At 69.1% G+C, this 21,130-nt stretch carries 19 protein-coding genes, 1 tRNA gene and 2 pseudogenes; 8 read left to right on the top strand and 14 right to left on the bottom strand.

Going from position 1 to position 21,130, the window contains the following annotated elements; translation table 11 throughout:
* Positions 1-543: 543 nt before the first annotated feature.
* A complete protein-coding gene (locus ABD369_RS25120; RefSeq protein WP_344638801.1) occupies positions 544-1,491 on the top strand; it encodes a COG4705 family protein in 948 nt (315 codons plus the stop codon).
* Positions 1,492-1,683: 192 nt separating this feature from the next.
* Complete coding sequence (locus ABD369_RS25115) at positions 1,684-1,962, top strand: hypothetical protein (protein ID WP_344638800.1); 279 nt, start codon at positions 1,684-1,686, stop codon at positions 1,960-1,962.
* On the opposite strand, the gene ABD369_RS25110 is transcribed toward ABD369_RS25115, so the two are convergent.
* Together ABD369_RS25110 and ABD369_RS25105 are read right to left on the bottom strand one after the other, a co-directional pair.
* Entirely contained in the window at positions 1,917-2,543 is a 627-nt protein-coding gene (locus ABD369_RS25110; RefSeq protein ID WP_344638799.1) for an SMI1/KNR4 family protein, read from the bottom strand. The two genes, ABD369_RS25115 and ABD369_RS25110, sit on opposite strands and share 46 nt — an antisense overlap.
* Positions 2,544-3,076: 533 nt before the next feature.
* A complete protein-coding gene (locus ABD369_RS25105; RefSeq protein ID WP_344638798.1) occupies positions 3,077-4,330 on the bottom strand; it encodes an MFS transporter in 1,254 nt (417 codons plus the stop codon).
* 104 nt (positions 4,331-4,434) lie between these two features.
* Here ABD369_RS25105 and ABD369_RS25100 point away from each other — a divergent pair, with 104 nt between their 5' ends.
* Complete coding sequence (locus ABD369_RS25100; RefSeq protein ID WP_344638797.1) at positions 4,435-4,962, top strand: helix-turn-helix domain-containing protein; 528 nt, start codon at positions 4,435-4,437, stop codon at positions 4,960-4,962.
* A 274-nt stretch (positions 4,963-5,236) separates the two neighbouring features.
* Positions 5,237-6,283: a hypothetical protein gene (locus tag ABD369_RS25095; protein ID WP_344638796.1), complete on the top strand. Its 1,047-nt coding sequence runs from the start codon at positions 5,237-5,239 to the stop codon at positions 6,281-6,283.
* Positions 6,284-6,613: 330 nt separating this feature from the next.
* On the opposite strand, the gene ABD369_RS25090 is transcribed toward ABD369_RS25095, so the two are convergent.
* Together ABD369_RS25090 and ABD369_RS25085 are read right to left on the bottom strand one after the other, a co-directional pair.
* Positions 6,614-6,892: a hypothetical protein gene (locus tag ABD369_RS25090; protein WP_344638795.1), complete on the bottom strand. Its 279-nt coding sequence runs from the start codon at positions 6,890-6,892 to the stop codon at positions 6,614-6,616.
* 965 nt (positions 6,893-7,857) lie between these two features.
* Positions 7,858-8,250 carry a peptidoglycan-binding domain-containing protein gene (locus tag ABD369_RS25085; RefSeq protein ID WP_344638794.1) on the bottom strand — a complete coding sequence of 131 codons (393 nt, stop codon included), beginning with the start codon at positions 8,248-8,250 and terminating at the stop codon, positions 7,858-7,860.
* A 182-nt stretch (positions 8,251-8,432) separates the two neighbouring features.
* Here ABD369_RS25085 and ABD369_RS25080 point away from each other — a divergent pair, with 182 nt between their 5' ends.
* Positions 8,433-8,765, top strand: a complete 333-nt coding sequence (locus ABD369_RS25080) for a hypothetical protein (RefSeq protein WP_344638793.1) — start codon at positions 8,433-8,435, stop codon at positions 8,763-8,765.
* Between the two features lie 155 nt (positions 8,766-8,920).
* On the opposite strand, the gene ABD369_RS25075 is transcribed toward ABD369_RS25080, so the two are convergent.
* From ABD369_RS25075 to ABD369_RS25050, 6 genes are all read right to left on the bottom strand, one after another.
* Positions 8,921-8,997, bottom strand: a tRNA-Met gene (locus ABD369_RS25075).
* A 119-nt stretch (positions 8,998-9,116) separates the two neighbouring features.
* Positions 9,117-9,461, bottom strand: coding sequence for a VOC family protein (locus tag ABD369_RS25070; RefSeq protein ID WP_344638792.1), 345 nt, complete (start codon positions 9,459-9,461; stop codon positions 9,117-9,119).
* An 8-nt stretch (positions 9,462-9,469) separates the two neighbouring features.
* Positions 9,470-10,186, bottom strand: a complete 717-nt coding sequence (locus ABD369_RS41550; protein ID WP_486327286.1) for a DUF402 domain-containing protein — start codon at positions 10,184-10,186, stop codon at positions 9,470-9,472.
* 195 nt (positions 10,187-10,381) lie between these two features.
* Positions 10,382-12,568 (bottom strand): catalase/peroxidase HPI, encoded by a 2,187-nt coding sequence (katG, locus tag ABD369_RS25060; RefSeq protein ID WP_344638790.1) that lies wholly within the window; start codon positions 12,566-12,568, stop codon positions 10,382-10,384.
* A gap of 190 nt (positions 12,569-12,758) precedes the next feature.
* On the bottom strand, positions 12,759-13,097 hold the full coding sequence (locus tag ABD369_RS25055; protein ID WP_344638789.1) for a hypothetical protein: 339 nt from the start codon (positions 13,095-13,097) through the stop codon (positions 12,759-12,761).
* A gap of 664 nt (positions 13,098-13,761) precedes the next feature.
* Complete coding sequence (locus ABD369_RS25050; RefSeq protein ID WP_344638788.1) at positions 13,762-14,370, bottom strand: hypothetical protein; 609 nt, start codon at positions 14,368-14,370, stop codon at positions 13,762-13,764.
* Positions 14,371-14,661: 291 nt separating this feature from the next.
* Here ABD369_RS25050 and ABD369_RS25045 point away from each other — a divergent pair, with 291 nt between their 5' ends.
* Positions 14,662-14,796 (top strand): hypothetical protein, encoded by a 135-nt coding sequence (locus ABD369_RS25045; protein WP_344638787.1) that lies wholly within the window; start codon positions 14,662-14,664, stop codon positions 14,794-14,796.
* Between the two features lie 181 nt (positions 14,797-14,977).
* Here ABD369_RS25045 and ABD369_RS25040 read toward each other — a convergent pair whose 3' ends face one another.
* Both ABD369_RS25040 and ABD369_RS25035 read right to left on the bottom strand, forming a co-directional pair.
* Positions 14,978-16,126, bottom strand: coding sequence for an ABC transporter substrate-binding protein (locus ABD369_RS25040; protein WP_344638786.1), 1,149 nt, complete (start codon positions 16,124-16,126; stop codon positions 14,978-14,980).
* Between the two features lie 226 nt (positions 16,127-16,352).
* Positions 16,353-16,841 (bottom strand): annotated as a pseudogene (locus tag ABD369_RS25035) (ATP-binding cassette domain-containing protein); the annotation flags it as partial.
* A 568-nt stretch (positions 16,842-17,409) separates the two neighbouring features.
* On the opposite strand from ABD369_RS25035, the gene ABD369_RS25030 reads away from it, so the two are divergent.
* Positions 17,410-18,273: an alpha/beta fold hydrolase gene (locus ABD369_RS25030; RefSeq protein WP_344638852.1), complete on the top strand. Its 864-nt coding sequence runs from the start codon at positions 17,410-17,412 to the stop codon at positions 18,271-18,273.
* Between the two features lie 617 nt (positions 18,274-18,890).
* Here ABD369_RS25030 and ABD369_RS25025 read toward each other — a convergent pair.
* Both ABD369_RS25025 and ABD369_RS25020 read right to left on the bottom strand, forming a co-directional pair.
* Positions 18,891-19,289, bottom strand: a pseudogene (locus tag ABD369_RS25025) (ATP-binding cassette domain-containing protein); the annotation flags it as partial.
* An 82-nt stretch (positions 19,290-19,371) separates the two neighbouring features.
* On the bottom strand, positions 19,372-20,259 hold the full coding sequence (locus ABD369_RS25020) for a LysR family transcriptional regulator (protein WP_344638785.1): 888 nt from the start codon (positions 20,257-20,259) through the stop codon (positions 19,372-19,374).
* 103 nt (positions 20,260-20,362) lie between these two features.
* Between ABD369_RS25020 and ABD369_RS25015 the strand changes: the two genes are divergently transcribed.
* Positions 20,363-21,124: an aspartate/glutamate racemase family protein gene (locus ABD369_RS25015; protein ID WP_344638784.1), complete on the top strand. Its 762-nt coding sequence runs from the start codon at positions 20,363-20,365 to the stop codon at positions 21,122-21,124.
* The last annotated feature ends 6 nt before the right edge of the window (positions 21,125-21,130 follow it).

The raw sequence follows: 21,130 nt of genomic DNA, 5'->3' as shown, positions 1-21,130 counted from the left end.
GTGATGCCGCCTCCCCTGCTGCACGACACCATCACGGCAAGTTCACGCGAACGGGTGATGCATGGTCCTGTGACGGCATGACCTCGGTGACCAGCGGGGCCGCGAGAACGACCAGGACCGGACGGTGGCTGGCGAGGAAGTCCGGCCGGGGCCGGCCGTCCAACCCGGTACTGATCGTCCCCATGCGCACGTTACTTCCTCCTGGCCAGGAGCTCATCCGGCCGCGGGATGGGTCACATCGGCGTCCTGCCGCCCGCCGCCCGTGAACGAACCCCGACGAAGTGCTGGGCCCTGCTCCCCAGAAGCCACGGCGAAGTCGGCATGGGCCTGGGCGACGGATTCGGGGTACGCCTGGCGCTTCTCGTGCTCGGCGAATGCCCGGTAGAGACCGGCCAGGACTCTGACCCTTGCGCTTGCCGGTGAAAATGACAGGTCCGGGCGGAAGCTCACAGAGTCCGTTCAAGCCTTCCGAGTCACTCTTTCGGGTGGCGATCGGCCGTCACGGGCAAGCAATGGCTCCACGGACCCACCGGCGCTTTCACAATGGCGCGTCTGATGCTGGTGGCCGACGGACGGGCGACAGAAATGGCCTCGAACATTCACGCACACGCACCGCTGGACGGCATGACCATGGTGCTGCGCAAGCTCCCCCAGGTGACGGTGCTGTTCTGGATGCTGAAAACGGTCGCCGTGACTCTCGGAGAGTCCGCCGGCGACCTGATCGGTATCAGCTTCAAACTCGGCTACATCACCACCGCGTTCCTATTCCTCGCGTTCTTCCTGGTTGTCATCGTGGCCCAGGTGCGAGCGAAACGGTTCCACCCGCCGCTGTACTGGTCGGTGGTGCTGGGCACGAGCATGGTCGGCACCGAGGTATCCGACTTCCTCAACCGCGGATTCGGCCACGGCAGCGCCCCCGACGGCATCGGCTACACCTCCGGCGCCGTGATCCTCACCGCCCTGCTGGCGCTGGTCTTCCTCGTGTGGTGGTGCACCGGGCAGACGTACAATGTGGAGAACATCTCCAGTCGCACCGGCGAGATCCTGTACTGGATCGCGATCCTGGTATCCAACACCCTGGGCACGTCCAGCGGTGACTGGCTCTCGGACGACACCGGCCTGGGCTTTCGCAACGCTTTCCTGGTCATCGCGGGCATCATGGTGCTGATCGTGGGCTTGTACTACCTGACGTCGATCAATCAGATGACGCTGTTCTGGCTGGCGTTCATCCTCACCCGTCCCCTGGGCGCGGCCGGCGGCGACGCGCTGACCAAACCGACGGCCCAAGGCGGGCTGGGCTGGGGCACGGCGGGCGGCACCGCGGCGCTGAGCGCCCTGCTCCTAGTCCTGATCGCCTACCAGACCTGGCACATCCGCCGCCACCCCTTGGCCCCGCTGCCGATCCCCGTGGACCGGCGCACCGGACAGCCTCAGCGCCCCAACGGAGCCCTGGTCCAACCAGCCGCTGCCTCCGGCTCCAGCCCGGGCTGATCAGCACAGTCACCTCCCCGCGGACGCGGCCATCCATCACCACGGCCAGCCACTCAGGGCTCGTTGCAGCTCGCCAGCGCCGAGATACCGGACGAATCACCAATCCGCGTACAGGGGGCTATGAACATCCGCGCGGCCAACTCCGGAAGCTGACAACCACCAACAGGCCGCCCTCGCCGCGAGAACCAGCGGATGACCAGCACGCATCAGCAACCCCCGCGCGGCCTGAAGGCCCTCATAGCGACCCGAAACGACACCACCGACCCCATGCTGGTCCACTACGCCGGCCACGGCTTGCTGGACGAGGACGGGATGCTTCACCTCACCCTGCCCGGCTCCGACCAACCCAACGTCGCCTACAACGCCGTCTCGCTCGAAGTGCTCCATTTCGAGACAGCGGCGGACGGGCGCACGGTCGGCACGGTTCAGAACGGCAGGCCGTCCGCCTCGATCGGGGCAGGCTCCGGGTAGCCCAGTGCCCAGCGGGCTGGGAGTGTTTCCTCCAACGCCTCGAGGTCGGGTGGGGTGCGGCACACGACGTGCAGCCAGCTGAACGCGGTGACGCCGTCCAGGCGCAGCAGTGCTCCCGGAGCGGAGTACCAGCGCACCGGTGATTCCCCCGGCCCGGTCCACAGCGGATAGTCAGGCAGCGCGACGCGCGTGAACCGGCGCGGCAACTCCTCGATCAGGTCCGTAGGAAGCTCGCACGCGTTGTAGAAGCGGCCCGGGGCGAACAACGCCTCGCTGAGCACCAGCTCGACACCGGCCAGTGACAGCCGATCCATGAACGGCAGCCATCCCTCCCGGGACCGAACGAACACCGGCGGATCGTCCCGGTCGAGGTCTTCAAGGCGCACCCCCCAGTAGGCGCAGCCCTGGTTCTCCGTGCGGAAGACCAGCAGACCGCCGAACTCGTCATGCACGAACACCTCACCGGGCGGCAGCAGCGGATCCTGGTTGCCCGTCAGGTCCTTGCGCGTGCCCAGCAGCGTGTAGAACTCCCGCAACGCGGCTGGCAGCCGCAGCCCCAGCCGCGCCTCGACCGCGTCCAATTCCCCGGCCGGAACGCCGTCAACCGTAGGCCAGCGGGGTGGCCCAGGCCGCGGTGAACACTCGAAGGAACCCCCACGCCCGCCCACGGTCGGGGACACCACAGCTCAGAGCACGGGCCGCATCAAACACCTGCTCAGTCATGCCACGCACCGTGTCCCTCTCTTCGCAGAAGACTGCACCCATGCCCAACCGGCTCGGGCAGGCGGCGCGGGACGACACGGGAATCTGCACGAAACTGTCACCGGAGAACGTCACTTGATGGCAAAGGACATCGGCACCCAACTGACGCCAACCGCTCCCCCACAACCCGGCCAGGTCCAGGCAGCCCCACACCCACACCCTGATGACACCAACCATTCCTCCAGTGACAACAAACCGCAGATTCGCACACGTCGCCTTCCACGGGACTCCGCCCCATCCGCTGGTACAGCGGGACCCCTTGCGGTCGGCAGAACAGCCTCGTTGGCGTACTCGTGGCACCGGAATGGCGGGAGCGCGAGCCACCGCAAAGAACCCGGCATGACTGTTCCTCCTACTGGGCGATGTCGATCTGCTGAGCCTCGGGCGTCGGCTGCGCGCCGTCCGGTGCTGTGGGCCGCGCCGCACGGCCGGCCACAGTGAGCACGGCGGCCCAGGTCAGGCCCATGGCCCCGGCAATGAGAAGCTGCGCCCGGTAGTCGAGGCCAGCCACCATCGCGGTGCCGATGAGCAGGGCAAGCCCGGTGGGCGCGAACATCAGGGTGTTGGCCGTAGCAGCAACCCGGCCGAGCAGTTCGCTTGGAGTCTCCCGCTGCACGGCGGTCATAGCCGCAATGAGTGCGCAGGGCAGACCCAGCCCGATGGCCAGACTGCCGCCGAGCACGATCGGCAGCCAGGGAGTCGCCCGCGCGAGCACGCCGAGAGCGAAGAGTGAGAGTCCGATCGCCGAGAAGGCACGCTCGGACATCCGGCGCATCAACGCACCGGCTGTCACCCCGCTGACGACTGACCCGAGCCCCTGAAGCGGGGTCAGTACGCCTGCGTACGCCGGAGACTGGTGAAGCCCGGTATCGAGCATGGCGAATGTGGCCGTACTGCTCAGGCTGGAGAGCACCATGGCCGTCCCGCCGGTGACGACCAGTGGACGCAGCACCGGGTGCCGCCACAGGAAGCGGGCACCTTCAGCGGTCTCAGTGGTCCATGCCCGCTTTCCGCGGGTGGTGGGCAGGGCCTCCTGCACTCGGATGAACCGGAAGGCGACCGCGGCCAGTACGAAGGTGGCCGCGTCCAGCACTGCCACCGCAGGCCCGCCGAAGGCGGTGAACAGGCCGGCCCCGGCCAGCGGGGCGAGCAGTTTCATGCTCTCGATCGCGGTGTGCACCAGGCCGTTGAAGTCGCCGCGCAGTTCCTCTGGCACGGCAGCGGCCACCAGCGCGGTCTCCGCCGCGTCCGTGAGTACCATTCCCGCTCCCACCAAGGTCAGGACCGCGAACAGCAGCCAGACATCCGCTTGGGAGTGCACGGCGATCGGCGCGGTCATGACGGCGGCCAGGACCAGGTTGGTGGCGACCAGGAGCGGACGGCGGCGCACCCGGTCCGCCACCGTGCCGATCACCGGGCCCGCGAAGGTCGGTAGCCAAAGGCAGAAGCCGACCAGCGCGGCAAGGCTGCTGGAACCAGTGAGGGTCTTGACCCAGATACCGGCGGCGAGCGACATGGCCGAGTCGCCGAGCCCCGAGACGATCACCCCGCCCAGATAGATACCCGCATTGCGATCCCGCAGGACCTTGAGCGTGCGCCAGCTCATCCGCTTATCCCCCTCGTCGTGCGCTGGATCGCGCTCACCCTACCCCCAAGCATTTGATTGGTGGTAGGGGCTCAGGCCGCGTCGGTTGCGGTTTACTGGCCTACGTGACCGATACCGACCCAGTACTTCGCGCGCTCGCCCATCCCTTGCGACTACGGATGCTCAGCCTCATGTGGCCGGGACCGATGTCGGCCGCCGAGCTCGCGCGCGAGTTGGACATCTCGCACGCGCTGGCCAGCCAGCACCTGCGGCGCCTAGCCACGGTGGGCTTGGTCGAGCTGGCGGAGGAGCGCACTCGTCGCGGTGGCAGGGAGCGCCGCTACCGCACCGTCCGCGGCACGCCGCTGTCCGACCAGCACGACGGGGCCCCGATGCTGGCCGAGGCCATGGCACACACCCTCCGGGAACGTGCCAGTCGCCGGCTAGAGGCGAGCGCGGGCGTGACCGTCGACGCCGAGCTATGGGTGGATCCCCGGACCTGGCAGGACGTCCGACGACGGCTCGCCGAGCTCGCCGTTGAGCTCCACGAGGCCGCACAGCCACCGCACGCGCCGGGCGCAATCCCCCTGAGCGTCAGCATGATGGCCTTCCCCCTGCAGGACGTGACGCATCCAGATCTGCCGAGGCAGTAATGACCCCATGCGGGCGCGGGCAAGCCCACGGATGGCCACGGCCGCTCCACCGCCTCGATGTCGTAGCCAGCCTTCCGTACGACTACCGCAGTCGGCCGAGGTGGCGTGACACTGATGTCATGTCAGGGCCGGCGATTGGGTGGTGGGGTTGTGCCACCTCCATCGCGAACTCGCCGAGCGTGAGCTGACCGTGAGCGCGACCCAAGCCCCCTACCGGTGCCCGGGGAAGAGCCCGGCACGCTGGAGTGTCCGGGGTGGCTGGTAGTAAAGGACCATGATCACTAACGAGGACATCGAGGCCGTCGCCCGAAAGTTGATGAACGCGTTCGTCGGACTCCGGTGGACCGAGGACGACGTGCGCGGTCTCGTCGACCAGCTGGGCTGGGAGTGGGCTGGGGAGTCGGACGGCCGGGTCCGGGTGGTGACCGGGTTGCCGGGCGGAGACGCAGTGTTCGTGCCCGTCGGTGCGGCGGCCCGGGCGTGGGCTCCGTTGCAGGAGTACCTGGAGCTGGCGGTCCCGGTGAGCCGGCCGGCTCCTGAGGCGCGGGCGCAGGCTGAGGAGTTCCGGCGGGTCGCGGATGCGGTCCGGAGGGTGCTCGGCGACGCGACGTACGTCGGGGCCCACGGGTTCGCCGGACCGTCCGGGTGGAGCCCGGAGCCGTACTGGGGCAGGCCGTTCCTGCACTGGCACCAGGAGAGGACGGCCCTGGAGCTGCGGGCCGGGGTGGCCGGGCCCGAGCTGGTACTGCAGAGCAGCGAGGTGTGGGAGTCCTGGTATGCGCAGGCCGGGCAGGGATTCGCCGGGGTCCTGGCGGACCGCGGGCACCCGCTGGAGCAGCCGCGTTGGGAGAACATCGGCGACTGGGAGCAGTTGCAGAACTCGCTGGGGGCGTTCCTGCGGACGCTTCCCGCGGAGACTCTGGCGACCGGGCTGACGCAGAGCATTCCCCTGTACGGCCTGCTGCCCGGCGAAGCCGGGCCGCTTCTGTTCGGCATCACCTGTTTCGAGGATCGCCTGTACGTCGACTACACGGAGTACTGCGTCCCCGAGGCGGCTCGCGGGGACAACGCCGCCGCTCTCGGTTGGACTTCCCGAAACGCCCTACCGCCCCTTCCGGCCCGCTTCGACGGCGGAGCGCCGTGGCGCGTCGATGCCGGCGGTCCTGGAGAAGTGGCCTCCTCCGAGATCGCGGCTCTGATCGTGCGCACCGCCCGCATTGCTGGAGTCGAGTCTCCCACCGGGCTCATGATCGGTGGCGAGGCCATGTACCGAGGGCAGTACCGGCTCGCCTTCCCCGGGCTCGCAATGCCCACATGCTGACGAACCTGAATGCAGCACGCTCCGTCCGGTTGGCCACCAGGCGATCGGGCAGCTGGGACACCCACACCGGCGCCAGGCCGGCAGGTGATCGAGGTCGGCGTGTCGGCGCGGTCTCGACTTAAAAGCCGGGAACTCGTCCGGCTTTCCGGCTTCGCGAGGTTGTGACCGGTGATGGACGCCGAGGCCGAGGTTGCCGCGCGCCGGCGTCCTCGGCGCGTTCGGCCTGCCCGAGGCCGCGAGGCCGCACAGCTGCCGGACGCGCTGAGCGGCGTGGCCCGGGGTGCGGCGGCGGCCCCGTAGGGGTGCCACAGCCGCGATCGGTCACGGGCGTCAGGCGCCCGTGCCGTTCCACTCCGTGGGCCGCACCGCGGAGCCGGTGCTGTTCCACTCGGCGGGTACGGCGTCCGATGTGGTGCTGTTCCAGTCCGACGGCGAGCCCATCGACGTGGTGTTGTTCCACACCGACGGCGCCGGTGTCGCGCCGCTCTGCGCGAAGGTGATCCCGGCCGCCACCGTGCCTGCGGCGCCGGCCAGCAGGGCCGCTAGGCCCAGCCTGGCCGCCATCGGGCGCAGCCGTCCGGCGCGGCCCGGCGCTCCGGGCTTCGTCACTCGTGCAATCTTCATCCCGGTCCCCCGCTTCCCTGGTCACGCACGTGGCGTGAGCCCGGCCGACCTCGGCCGTGCGAACGGGGCTGTTCCAGTCGATGGTCACGACCGACAGCGATTTACGACATCGGCTCCACCGCGAGCCCTCAGGGCGCCGGGCGCGACCTAACTCGACCCACGCAGCGGCGGTGACCTCCAGGCGTAGCTGGGCGTCGCCGGGCCAGGGGCCGTGGCAGAGGAGGGGCTGAGCCTTTTCAGCATTGCAGCTGCAGGGTGCGGACGGGTTCTCACCACCGGCTTTCGCACTGTGTGTCTTTTTGACAGCAGTGCGCAACCGCGCCTGGCGCAGGTTACTGGGCCCTGGATCACCGCCTCCAGCGACCAGATTTCCTGGTGGACCATCACCAGCACCAACGACTGAGAACGCAGTGGCAGCCCACCGCCCAGGCCCCGCTGCCCGACGGCATCCTCGCCGTCAACGCCTGCCGCCGCGGCGAGGGCGCGCCGCCCAGCACGCGCCTGGTGCAGAGCCCGATCCTCGAAGCCCACCTCGCCACCGCGCTCCCTGCTACGACGTCGGACTCGCCCTGCTCAACGACCAGTAGCGAACCCACGCGCGAGCAGCCGAACACAGCCGAAAACGATCACAGTTCCCGGGCGGCCCGACCGGTCGGGAGCCACTGGTGCACCACTCGCCCGAACTGGCCGCCCGCACCGGCTCCCAGGCGCGTGATCTGGGCCGTAGCCCGATGTCCGCCAGTACGAGCACGGCCGCAGTGGGCACGGTGCGGCACTGGCCTCAGCCGTCGATCCGCTGCCCGAGGTGCGCGCGGATTGAACGAGTCCTTCCAGCGGACGAGGCCGGGCCGACTCCGGCCACCGTCAACGCAGAGAGGTCCAGCACCGAGTGGTGCTGGACCTCTCCTTCGCCTTCCCGGGCCGGGCGCGCCCGGCCCGGCGTGCCGGAGTCAGCCCGGCAGCTGACCGCTGCAGTTGGCCAGCCAGCTGCCGAGTTCCACCTGGGACGGGTCGTTGGCGCGGTGCGCGGCGTAGTAGGCCTGGCTGACCGCGTTCTTGATGGAGCCGCCGGTGATCGGGCCGACGGTGCCGTCCGCGCTCAAGCCGTGCTCGTGCTGGTAGTTCACGACGGCGTTGTGGGTGCGGGTGCCGAACTGGCCATCGGTCTGCAGGCCTGCAGCGTCCACGTCGTCGAGGGCGCGCTGGAGGCAGACGACGGCTGGGCCGGAGCTGCCCGTCCCGAGGCTGCTGCCTGCGGCGTGGGCGGAACCGGCGGCCAGGGCCAGGGCGGCAGCCGCGCCAAGGGCCAGGACGGTCTGGCGTGTCCAGGTGTGCATGCGCATGGTTGGTGTCTCTCCTTGAGTTTGCACAGTCGTCGGCCCTGCGGCGGATCTCCCGCGTCCGCCGCAGGGCCGTCTTGGCTTTGCCACTGATGACGATGCGCCAGCGGGCGCCCCGGGAGCCAGGGATTCGTTTCACGACGAATGCCTTGTCGTCGAGCAGCGGAAGGGCCCAGGATCAGGAGGTGCTGAAGATCTGCTTCACCGACCAGGACTTGGCGCTCACCCGGATCGCACCGGCCGCCGACATGTCCTCGGAACTGTCGTTGAGCCTCCACTTGCTGGCAACCCACCAGCCCGAGAGCGAGCTCGGGCAGTGGCACGAGCAGCTCGGGCGGCGCTGGAACCCACGCTCGGCGATGCTGTTCGACCTGTTCTCGGCGACCGACCTTCCGGAGTTCCTGACCGTGCGGCCAGACGGCCGGGACACAGCCGAGGCCACGGCGGGCGGGCTGGACCGGGTCGGCCGCGACTACCTGCGAGGGCTGGGTCGCCTCCGCCGGCTGACGCCGTATTAGAACGCGAACAGCTCGACCGTTGGGTGGAGGCCTTCTGGGTGAGGACGGCCATCTGCCGGACAGTCAGCTAGCTCCCGGCGAGTCCTGCTTGCACAGCGGGCCGACCAACGAACAGGGCCGGGGTTGGCGCATTCATGCGCCAACCCCGGCCCTGGTGGTAGCGGGGACAGGATTTGAACCTGCGACCTCTGGGTTATGAGCCCAGCGAGCTACCGAGCTGCTCCACCCCGCGTCGGTGAGACAACCATAGGCGACAATCGTGCCAACACGAAATCGGTTTCTCCCGGCGCGCGGGTGGATCCAGCTGTAGGCCGGGAGATGATCGAGAAGCATGGCCTCGGCCGAGGTGGCTCACTGTCCCGTCGGCGTCCATGCAGCAAGCTCGTTGCCACCCGGCTCCCGGAAATGGAAGCGCCTGCCGCCGGGAAAGTCGAATGCCTCGACCGTGATGGTGCCGCCCGCCTTGAGTACCGCGCTTCGCGTCGCCTCCAGATCGTCCACCTGGATCACGGCGAGCGGCCCGGCCGGAGCTTCTGAGTGGTCCTGTTGGAAGCCGAGGCTGACTCCGCCGCCGCAGTCCACATCGGTGTACTCCGGGCCGTACTGCGTCGCCCCCCAACCGAAAACAGACCCGAAGAACTCCGCGGATTCCCGAGCGGAGGTGGTGGGGAACTCGACCATCGTGAAGCTTTCCATACCTTCGATCATATGAATGACTGTTGAGGCCGTGTCAGTACGCCCTGGCGGCAGTTCCAGGGTGTGGACGCCGCCCGGTCGGCTCCGTCGGGCAGAACGGGCAGCGGCCGCACCGCATCCAGCGCCCAGCACGGCCACGGATCAGCGAACGGTCCGGCCCGACCCTGGAGGAGGCCGAAGGCGCGCACCCGGGCCTGCTCGACCAGGTGATGGTCGTCGTCGGTGATGAAGCCGAACCGGCGGCCGTGGTCGTACTCGTCGACGTCCTTCCAGCACGCCGAGGACTGGTCGGGATCCACCACCAGGTCGACGAGCGGGTCCAGGGTGTCGATCCCGATCCGCGTCCGGACCACCGGCTTCTCGAAGTTCACGTGCAGACGCAGCGGCTCGCCGCTGTCCGGGTCCTGGCAGTAGTGCAGGGAGAACGTCTCCCCGGTCTCGAAGCGGGACCGGACGACGGTGTGCCGCCAGGCCCACGGGCCGAACTCCCAGATGCCAGCCGCGAGGTTGGGCAGGCGCGCTTGCGGGCCGTGTCGTCGCCGGTGCGCAGCGCGGTGGTCCAGGTGGTCGGGGCGATAGACCAGGCGAAGGCGAGCGGCTTGAGCTTGGGACGCCGAGCGCCGCCGAGCTGGCGCTCGGCATCGAAGGCCAGGCCGTGCAAAAGCGTCCGTCCGCCGTCCAGCCGACCGCCACCATCTGCAAACGTCGACGCCGCATACCACCATAATCGGAGGCCGCAACGGCCTCGGGGAGACAGGCATCACGACCCAACATTCGAACGGAACGGCGGCACCAACTCGGCTGCACCGATCCGTTAAGGCTCTGCCCGACCCGGAGCCGAACCTGACCACCACGAGGCCGGAGGCCCGACCGAGGATGTCCGGGCCTGCCAGTACCACCGGCCGACCCGGACATCGGGATCAGGCGAGGTCGAACCGATCGAGGTTCATGACCTTGTCCCACGCGGCGATGAAGTCACGCACGAACTTCTCCTTCGAATCGTCCTGGGCGTAGACCTCCGCGATGGCTCGGAGCTGAGAGTCCGAACCGAAGACGAGGTCGACGGCGGTGGCGGTCCACTTGACCTCGTCCGTGGCGCGATCCCGCCCCTCGAACACGTTCTCAGCCGAGGCGGACGTCTTCCACACCGTGCCCATATCGAGCAGGTTCACGAAAAAGTCGTTGGTCAACGTCCCGGGCCGATCGGTGAAGACACCGTGCCGAGACTGCCCGACGTTGGCGTTCAGGGCCCGCATCCCGCCGATGAGAACCGTCAGCTCCGGAGCGGTCAGCGTCAACATGAACGCCCGGTCCACCAGCAGGGTCTCCGCCGGCAGCTTCTCGCCGGCCCGGAGGTAGTTGCGGAACCCGTCGTAGGTCGGTTCGAGCACGGCGAACGGCTCCACATCGGTCTGCTCCTGCGAGGCGTCGGTACGCCCCGGCGCGAACGGGACCGTGACGTCGTACCCGGCCCTCTTCGCCGCCTGCTCGACGGCCGCGCACCCGCCCAACACGATCAGGTCGGCGAGCGAGACCTTCTTGCCGCCGGACTGCGAGCGGTTGAAGTCCTGCTGGATCTGCTCGAGGTTCTGCAGCACCTTGGTCAGCTCGGCCGGCTGGTTGACCTCCCAGTCCTTCTGCGGCGCGAGGCGGATCCGCGCCCCGTTGGCCCCACCGCGCTTGTCGGTGCCGCGGAAGCTCGCAGCTGCGGCCCACGCGGTGGAGACCAGCCGGGAGATGGACAGCCCCGATGCGAGGATCGTGCCCTTGAGGGCGGCGATGTCCGCCTCTGCGATCAGTTCGTGGTCGACCTTTGGGGTGGGGTCCTGCCACAGTTGTGGCTCGGGGACCCACGGGCCCAGGTAGCGCGAGCGGGGTCCCATGTCGCGGTGCAGCAGCTTGTACCACGCTCTGGCGAACGCATCCTCGAGCTGGTCGGGGTTCTCGTAGAAACGCTTCGTGATCGGCCCGTAGATCGGGTCCAGCTTCAGCGCCAGGTCCGTCGTCAGCATCATCGGGGCGTGCCGCTTGGACGGGTCATGAGCGTCGGGCACGGCGCCCTGGGCCTTCGGATCCTTGGGAGTCCACTGCTTGGCCCCGGCGGGGCTGACCGTAAGCTCCCAGTCGTATTTGTACAGGTTGTCCAGGAAGCCGTTGTCCCACCTCGTCGGCTGGCTGGTCCAGGCGCCCTCCAGCCCGCTCGTGAACGCATGGACGCCCTTGCCGCTGCCGAAGGTGTTCTTCCAGCCGAGGCCTTGCTGCTCGATGGGGGCGGCCTCGGGTTCCGGACCGATGTACTGGGGATCGACTGCACCATGGGTCTTGCCGACCGTGTGGCCGCCGACGATGAGCGCAGCCGTCTCCTCGTCGTTCATCGCCATACGACCGAAGGTCTCTCGAATGTCCCGGGCGGCAGCCAGCGGATCCGGGTTGCCTTGCGGCCCCTCCGGGTTCACGTAGATCAGGCCCATCTGCACGGCGCCGAAAGGCTCGGCGAATTCCCCTGGTCCGCTGTAGCGCTCATCTCCGAGCCAGGTGTCCTCAGGGCCCCAGAAGATCTGCTCGGGCTCCCAGATGTCCTCTCGCCCGAAGCCGAAGCCGAAGGTCTTAAACCCCATCGATTCATAGGCACAGTTGCCGGCGAAGATCAGCAGATCGGCCCAGGAGATCTTCCGGCCGTACTTCTGCTTGATCGGCCAGAGCAGCCGGCGTGCCTTGTCCAGGCTCGCGTTGTCGGGCCAGCTGTTGAGGGGCGCGAACCGCTGAGCGCCGCTGCCGCCACCGCCGCGGCCGTCGGCGATGCGGTAGGTGCCAGCGGCGTGCCAACTCATCCGGATGAAGAGCGGCCCGTAGTGGCCGTGGTCGGCCGGCCACCAGTCCTGGGACGTCGTCATCAGCTCGAAGAGGTCCCGCTTCAGCGCCTCGACGTCGAGGGTCTTGAACTCTTCTTTGTAGTTGAAGTCCGCACCCATCGGGTTGGACTGGGGCGAGTGCTGGTGGAGAACCGAGAGGTCCACCTGGTTCGGCCACCAGTCCCGATTCGTCCTAGGCCGATGCGGCGTGGAGGTCGGGGAGGGGATTAGTGGGTTCTCGCTTTCGCTGGACATGTCGGGTCTTCTCCCTGTCTTGCCGTTTCGTTCTGGCGGCCGGTTACCCGGGTGGCGGCGCGCAGGAGGTGGGCGGCCAGGGCGGCCTTCCCTCGCCCTCGTTCGGGCACTCGATTTCCGGCGGGACGGGCAGGGCAAAGGGGCAAGGGCCGCCCGCAGCTGGCTCGCCCGGAGCGAACTCCTCCTACACTCACCCATCATCCCGCGGCCAGCGGACCGGGCAGGGGAGGCGCGGCCGGACTGCGGACCAAGAACAGGGTGCAGGCAGCCAGTGGGCCAGGTCAGGCATGGAGCTGTGGGTGGTGTCGGGCCGGACCACCGCATTCGTCACCGAGTCGTGGCCGGCGTGGCCGTGCCCGGCGACATGGGCAGCCAGCACCCGGTCCAGCAGCTCACGCAGCTCGGCCGGCTCGCCGACAAAGCTTCGTCGATGGCGCAGCCGCTGCGGCGGAGGGATCAGGCTGGGGCGCTTGCGGACGGCGTTGACGGCAGCCTGGTGGCTCTGACCAGCCGCGGGTGCGGGCGGCATTCTTTCGGGCATGGCGCTTGACCACCGGTGGCATGTCCTTGCTGATGGCAGGCCTGCGATCCGGGAGCTGAACGGCACCGGAAAGTCTTCTGCAAACAGCAGCGCTGATGCGGCGCACCCTCGGGCAAGGGTGCTGCCGGTCGCGGCCGCCAGCAAGGCCGGGACCGACACCACTCGGCCCGGGCTCAACATACCGGGCCCAGCGCCGGCTGGCTTGCGGCGTTGATCAGGCAGCCAAACGCTCGTGAGTTTCCGCTCCGGCGATGTCGGGCCGACCACGGCTACCCGGCGGGATGTCAGCCGGCCCGGGTCGCACGGCGCAGTTCCACCAGCCGCTGCGGGCCACCACCGGGGTCGGCCGGTCGGTGCGGCGCGGCCGCGGCGCGGACAAGGCGCCGCGCGAGTACCGGGCACACCGAGTGCTGCTGCCATGGGCGCCGCGACTGAAGCGCCCGTCAAGGATCCGTCCGAGGCCATCAAGGTACGCCCGTCGCCTCGCCCCGAAACCGGCCCGGGCGGCAGCGGATCACTGAGCCGGCCGGGCGGCGCGGTGCCGCCCGGCGCGCTCTCAGGGCACCGGCGGGCGGGGCCGCTGGTCGCCGGCCCGCGCCAGCCCGCCCACCGTGGCTCGGTGAAGCCGTCACGGGCTCACCGGAGCCGGCTGTCAAACCGTCAGAATGACCGCCTCCATCCGCAGCGACTGGCCTGTGGTCCCCACGAAGGCCGCCTGGCCGGCCGCGGCGCAGACTTTCGACTGCCAGCCGATGTTCTGCACGTGAGCCCGGGCGCACACACTGCCGCTGCCGACGCCGATGCCCAGCGCCTCCATGCGGAGCGACTGGCCGGTAGTGCCGACGCCGACGGCCGTACCGTCGCCCGCGCAGACCCAGTGCTGCCAGCCGATGTTCTGCACGTGGGCGACCGCGCACACCCCGCCAACGCCGGAGACGGCGATGCTCAGCGCCTCCATCCGCAGGGACCGGCCCGTGGTGCCCGCCATCTGCCCGTCGCAGACCGCCGACTGCCAGCCGATGTTCTGCACGTGGGCGGCATAACAGATGTGCCGGCCGGTCTCGTTGGGGTGCGTGACCGCCTGCCGCCGGACGGCCGCCAGCACCTCGGCACGGGCCGTCGCGTCGGAGGTGATCGCGCTCGCCCGCGGCGCGGCCGGGCTCGCGGTCGTCGCCTGGGCAGGCGCGGCCAGCGAGGTCAGTCCCGCCACCAGGAGTGCGGTGCCGAGCAGGCCAGCGGCGGAACGTTGGATTCGCTTCATGGGTGGTGTCTCCACTCTTGCCGGAGTCAAGATGAAGTGGGCACGCCAGATGCTATCCGCGATCGCGGCACGGGCCCCGTTTCGACACCGAATTCCGATGTCGGGGAATGGAAGGTGATGACCCGGGACGACCTCACCGACCTGCCAAATGCCACTCGCCACCACCAAGGAGATCCGTGTCCTCGCCTTCCTGGACACCGCCGAGGTGGACCCGATCACCTACGACCGCGTGTACTACCCAGCCCCTCGGTCCCGGCGGGGGCGCGCCCCTACTCGCTGCTACGCCGCGCGATGCTCGATGCCGACCGGGTCGGCATCGAGCATCGCGCGGCGCTGCGGACCAAGGAGAGCCTGGCCGTACTGAGGGTGCACCGCGACGTCATCGTCTTTCCGACCGTGGATGCGTCCGGGTCGGCTGTGACCTGACCTCCTAATGCTGTTGTCAAGCCATCATCCGTGACGGACGGTCCTTCTTCGTAGCACCATCCGTCACGGATGCTGAGGGCCCACCCGCCGTGGGCGTCACTGCGGGTTGCCCCGGGTCCTGCGCTCGGGGCCCCGCCGCGAAGCTGAGAGGCCGTATTCACACGTAGACAGGTAGACAGCCTCAAGTTCGGACAGGTCCGGGCAGTGGGACCTCCGTGCTCTCCCAGCTGGCGTGAAGGATCCGAAAGCGATCGGGTTTCGCCGGATCTCGATCAACGACTTGGATTGGCGTCCAAGCCCATTGCCAAACGCTGATGCCCGGCGTGCGGGAGAACTGGATCTGCCCGCGGGTGCCTTCGACTGCAACGTGCGGCCAGGATTCGGCAGTGCGTGCCCGGTCCGCGCCGTGAGAACGCAGCACATCGGCGAGGACTGCGATCGTGTCGTAGCCCTCGAAGGCGACGAAGGAGGGCGCTTCGGCGAGCCGCTCGCGGAGGGCCGTCTCGACTCGCGTGCCGAGTGGGCTGAGGCGCTCGGGCAGGTAGCGCAGGAACGGGATCGCGGCACTGTCGTCGCCCAGCGACGTCGCCCATTCGGCGAACTCCGGTTGCCCAGCCGGAGCACCAATCATGATCTCGGCGAGGCGCTGGTCGCGGCGGACGGACTTGACGATCGACACTGCCGGCTCCGGGTGGCCGACCAGAAGAAGGAGGGCTGTCACGCGATTGTCGACGAGTTCGTCGCACACGGCCGCGGGGGCGAGCGCGCGCATGTCGAGTTCGATGACGGTGCCGCCGCGTGGAGCGAGGTGGTCCCGCAGAATGCGGGTCCCAGCTGCCCAGTAGACACTCGGCTCGACTGCTAGGGCGACTCGGCTGTGGCCCGCACTGAGGAGGAAGTCCGCGTAGATCTGCCAGCCGTGGGACTGCGCCGGGGCGAGGCGCGCCACCCATTCCGTTGGCTGTTCGGTGAGCGCGTCGAGAACCGCTGACGAGCAGAGGAACGGCAGGCCGAGGGCGTCGGCCCTGGCGGCAGCGGCGCGAGCGACGACGCTGTGATACTCCCCCGCCAAGGCAGCCACGCCCAGGCCTGCCAATTCATCCACGGCCACCGCGGCCCTCTGTGGATCAGCCGCGGTGTCTCGGACCACCAGCTCCAGTGGTCTTCCGACGACCCCACCGGCGTCATTGACTTCGCGAACGGCCAGCTCCAGTCCAGCGAGCAAGTGTCGGCCTGCCTCGACCCAGCCAGGCCGGGTCAGCGGAACAAGAGCGCCGATCTGGACGGATGTTCTGGGCGTCACCAGGCTCTCGGAAGGACGTGTACCCATGTCAGTTGACTACGTTTCGGATCATCCTCGCGGTTCCCCAGCCGAGATGAGTAGGCGTCAAGCGGAAGCCGAGATCGCTCCGCGGTTGCCGGTTTCTCTGTAGCGAGCTGGCGTTCTGACGCAGGGATTCGACCGTGCTGCTGACCACAGATCGACTGCGGCTCCGGCCGTGGACGCTGACGCCGACTGGTGGGTGCGGCTGCACGTGGACGAACAGGTCAACCGTTCATCGTAGGGAGAGGGCGAGCATTTCGACGTCGTCGCTTGCCTGATAGCGGAAGGTGGGATCCTGCTCGCCGCCGGTGCGGTTGGCGGGGCCGCCCATCAGCGGCCGCATGAACTCGTGCCGGGCCAGCGGATCAAGCGCCGCGATCGGCTCATCGATCAGCACTAACCGCGGCCGCTCGGCCAGCGCGAGGGCCAGCGCGACTTGGGCGCGCTGCCCGCCGGACAACGTGCCGACCGGCTCGCCGAGCGGAGTGCCGGCCCCAACCAGGCGCTCGCGGGCGAAGTCCGCGTCCCGACGGCGGTTGAGCTTGCGCCCCATGGCGATCAGCTCGGCAGCGGTGAAGTCCCGGAACAGCGGGCGTCCTGAGCGGCGAAGCCGATCTCCGCCAACGCACGGGTTTCCGCGCGGCTCCTGCCCGAAGACCCGCTCCCGTCCATCATCCGGCCGCAGCAGGACGACCGTGAGATGCAACGGCGTGCTGTTGCCCGCGCCGTTCGGTTCGAGCGGGCGCCTTCGAGGCGTTCTTGCAGGGTGCGGTGTTCGCGGGTCAGTTGCTGGACGCGGTGGTTGAGGGTGGTGATCTCGGTGGTCAGGGACCGAAGTGACTCATCGGGGACCATTTGGTCGAAGTCGCGGACCCGGCCCATGAGTTCGCCGATCCGTCGCCGCTCAACGAGGACTTCGTCGATGGCGCGGGCGGTGGAACACCTCGTGGAGGAAGTCGCCAGTGGCGGGTCGGTGGCGCGTTCTGCGAGGCCGAGGCCGTGCGGGGGTGGGTGGCGAAGTGCTCAGGTGGAAAGGCTCGTCCGGGTAGTGCGGATGATCTTTCACTGAGTAGTGTGACTCATCGGATAGTGGGCAGCCGTTCGCACGCTGCCCTCGTGACTCCGCGCTTGACCGCTGACGCTTGCCATGCACGAAGACGTCTCTGCGGCTGGATGGTGCGCCGCAGGACGACGTCTCGTTCCTCGGCCGCGAGGTCGTTCGCGGCATCGGGAAGAGCGACGCGCGTGCCGCCGACGCCGTAGAGGAACCAGAAAGTGAGTGTAGACAGATGCAACCGACGTTCGTACTGGTTCACGGAGCTTTCGCGAACTCTTTCTCCTTCGCACCGCTCCAGGCCGAACTCGGCCTCCTCGGACACCGTTCGGTCGCCGTCGATCTTCCGGGGCACGGGTTCGCCGCGACGTACCCGCGGGCCTATCAGGCACCACAGGATCTCGGAGGGCTCGCCACCACGCCCGGGGCCATCAAGGGCGTCACGCTCGCCGACAACGCCGCGCACCTCATCGGGATACTGGAGCGGGCCAAGCGGAACGGGCCCGTCATCCTCGTCTCACACAGCCGCGGCGGCATGACGGCCACCGTCGCAGCCAACCAGCGGCCCGACCTGATCGACCGCATCGTCTATGTCTCCGCCTGGTGCCCCGTCGACCTCGACGTCAGCTCCTACTATGCCGAGCCCGAGATGGCCACGGTCGACGCCACGGGGCTGGCATCGGCGATGGTCGGGAACCCTGCCGAGCTCGGGCTGCTGCGCTCCAACTTCCGCACCGCCGACCCTGGCGTCCTCGCGGCCTTCAAGGCGGCTTTCCTCGCCGACGGGACGGACGAGGAGTTCATGGTTTTCCTCAACACCTTCCAGCCCGACGAGAACCTCGACGCCGGCACACCCGATGACCGGGCGCAGCCCGACACCTGGGGGCGGATCCCCAAGACGTACGTCCGGCTGGCTGAGGACACCAGCGTGCCGCTCGCCATGCAGGACCGGATGATCCGCGAGGGCGACGCGCTGACGCCGGAGAACCCCTACGACGTCCGTACGCTCATCAGCAGCCACCTGAAGTGGCTGGTCGACCCGGCACCGGCGGCCCGAGTTCTGGGTGAAATCGCCGCGCTCCTGCCTGCCGAATCATGATCGGAGCCAGATGAGGAGAGCGGCGGCGGTGACAGTGCCGAGGTAGACGTACCCTCGCTCGCCATATCGGGTAGGTGCACCACGAGGCGCCATGGAGTCGAGTGAGGTGAGAGGTCTGCACCGCCGGGTTGTCGCAGCAACCTGGTTGAAGCTGAGGGCAGTTCGTCCCGGGGGATGGCGAGGCGGGTGGTAAGCAGCCCTGACACCGTCGGGACGGACTGGCACTGCCGGACGGTTCGGGCCCGGCCAGCGAGACGGGAAGGCGTACGCGAGGAACCAGTGCTTGACGCCCCGTAATCACGACACCGGTTCCAATCTGGCGGATGCGGGCCGGACGCAGTGCACGACCGTTGGTGAGCCGGCGGTCGTCTCCGAAGCCGAGGCTACGCATCGGTGAGGGTTCGACCGGACCCGCGCGTCCGCCGGGCGGCCCGCCGCCACACCGCGACGGCCCCGGCCGCCGACACCACAACGCCATTCGCAGGAAGCGGCCCCGGTGCGGGTCCCTCCACCAGGTATGCAGTTCCTTCGCCGCAACCGCCCGGATGGGGCCAGTGCCCAGCACCCGCCGCGCTGCCGACACTCGCCCGCGCCGTGCGGCCCGCGCGCTCCCGTCGCTCGACCAGTGCCATCACGTGGCTGGAGAGCACCACCGAGCCGCCCGCGGCCACGAAACGGCGGAGGATGGCGCGGATGGTCGCGGCGGAGAGCGGGTCGACCGCCTCGAATGGCTCGTCCAGTACCAGCAGCCGCGGCGCGTGCAGCAGGGCGACCGCCAAGCCGACCTTCTTCCGCATGCCGGTGGAGTAGTCCAGGACCAGGGTCCGTTCGGCCTGGTCCAAGTCCAGTACCGCCAGTAGTTCGGCGCTTCGCCGCTCGACCTCGCCGGTCGGCAGTCCGCGCAACTGCCCCATGAACCGCAGCAGTTCGCGGCCGGTGAGCCGCTCGGGCAGCGCCAGACCGTCCGGCAGCACGCCGAGCAGCGCCTTCGCCCGCTGCGGTTCGGCCCAGACGTCCGCGCTCAGCCAGGGCGATTCACGCGCCGCGAGAGGTGTAGCTGCGATGGTGCTGCACCCGGCGGGACTGACACGACCACGGCTAGCGTGCGGTTGCTGCCTGCTGGAGGGCGCGGGTGGCCTGTGTGACGGCGGGGATCTGGAGGGCTTCGCGGTGGCACAGCAGGTACAGGGCCCGGCCGGTGATCCCGAGCGGGAGCACCTGCACGTCGGGGTGGCGGTAGGCGTCGAGGGCGAGCTGCGGTAGGAGGGCGACGCCCAGGTCGCGGGCTACCAGGTTCTGGATGACGACGTAGTCATCGGTGCTGTGGCGGATGTCGGGGGTGAAGCCGGCGGCCTCGCAGGTGCGGGTGAGGTGGGCGGCGCAGCTCGGGCAGCCGGCGATCCACGGGGTCGATGTCAGGCACGTCAGTGGCTCGGTGGCGGTCGCGGCGGGGTGGCCGGTGGGGACGACCAGGCTCACGGGGTCGTTGGTGAGCGGGACCAGCCGTAGGTCGGGGCCGTGGTCCGGCGGCTGGTTGTCGTGCGAGAAGAGCACGGCGAGATCGGCCTCTCCACTGGTCACCAGGTGGGCTGCCTCGGGGGGTTCGCACTCGGTCAGGCGGATCTCGAGCCCGGGGTGGTGACGTGCCAGGTTCGTCATGGCGGTCGGCACGAGGGTGGCGCAGGCGGAGGGGAAGGCCGCCAGGCGTACGGTGCCGGCGCTGAGGTTTGCGAGTGCGGCCATGTCGTCCTCGGCCGCATGCAGGCGGGTGGCGATGGCGTCGGCGTGGCGCAGCAGCGTCGTGCCGGCCTCGGTGAGCCTGATGCCGCGGGAGTGGCGGACCACGAGCGGGAGGCCCGCCTGCCGTTCGAGCTGGCGCAGGTGCTGGCTGACGGCGGGCTGGGTCCAGCCGAGTTTGCGGGCCGCCGCAGCGATCGACTCGGTGCGGGCGACCTCTCGGAAGATCAGCAGTCGGTGCGTGTCCACGCCCCCAAGTATCTCTTGGGGGTCGGGCAAGGAAGAGGGGGCTATCGCGGGTGCCGGGTGCGAAGCACGCTGGTACCCACGGATACGGACATCAGGAGGAAACGTGCGGACCATCGGTCTGATCGGCGGGATGAGCTGGGAGTCCTCGGCGGAGTACTACCGGCTACTCAACGGGCTCACCCGCGACCGGCTGGGCGGGCACCACTGCGCGCCGAGCGTGATGGTCACCGTGGACTTCGCCGAGATCGAGGCGATGCAGCGGGCCGATGACTGGCGGGGTGCCGCTGAGCGGCTCGCCGAGGCCGCGGTGGGTCTGGAGAGGGCCGGGGCGGAGCTGGTCGTGCTGTGCACCAACACGATGCACCGGGTCGCGCCGGCGATCGCGGCCGCGGTGCGGATCCCGTTCGTGGACCTCGTCGACGCGACAGCACAGCGGATCCGTACGGCGGGCATGCGCACTGTTGGGTTGCTGGGGACGCGGTTCACGATGGAGGGTGAGTTCTACCGGGCCCGGATGGCGGAGCACGGGATCGAGGTCCTCGTTCCGGACAGGCCGGACCGTGTGCTCGTCCACGACGTCATCTACGACGAACTGACCCGGGGGCGGATCCAGGACTCCTCGCGACGGGAGTACGCCCGGATCATCGCCTCCCTGGCCGAACAGGGTGCCGAGGGTGTCGTCCTCGGCTGTACCGAGATCCCGCTGCTGATCGGCCCGGCCGACACCTCGGTGCCGCTCTTCGACTCCACCCGCCTGCACATCGAACACGCCATCGAACTGGCCCTGACCGCACCAGAATCACACACGGACCATCAGTCGCACAGCTGGCGATCGCAGCCTCTGCGTCGCTCACCCGGATGGTGAGCAGTA

The organism is Kitasatospora cystarginea, assembly GCF_039533515.1.
Classification (GTDB): domain Bacteria; phylum Actinomycetota; class Actinomycetes; order Streptomycetales; family Streptomycetaceae; genus Kitasatospora; species Kitasatospora cystarginea.
Note: the sequence above shows the minus strand (reverse complement) of the source record. Positions and strands in the feature narration are given on the sequence as shown.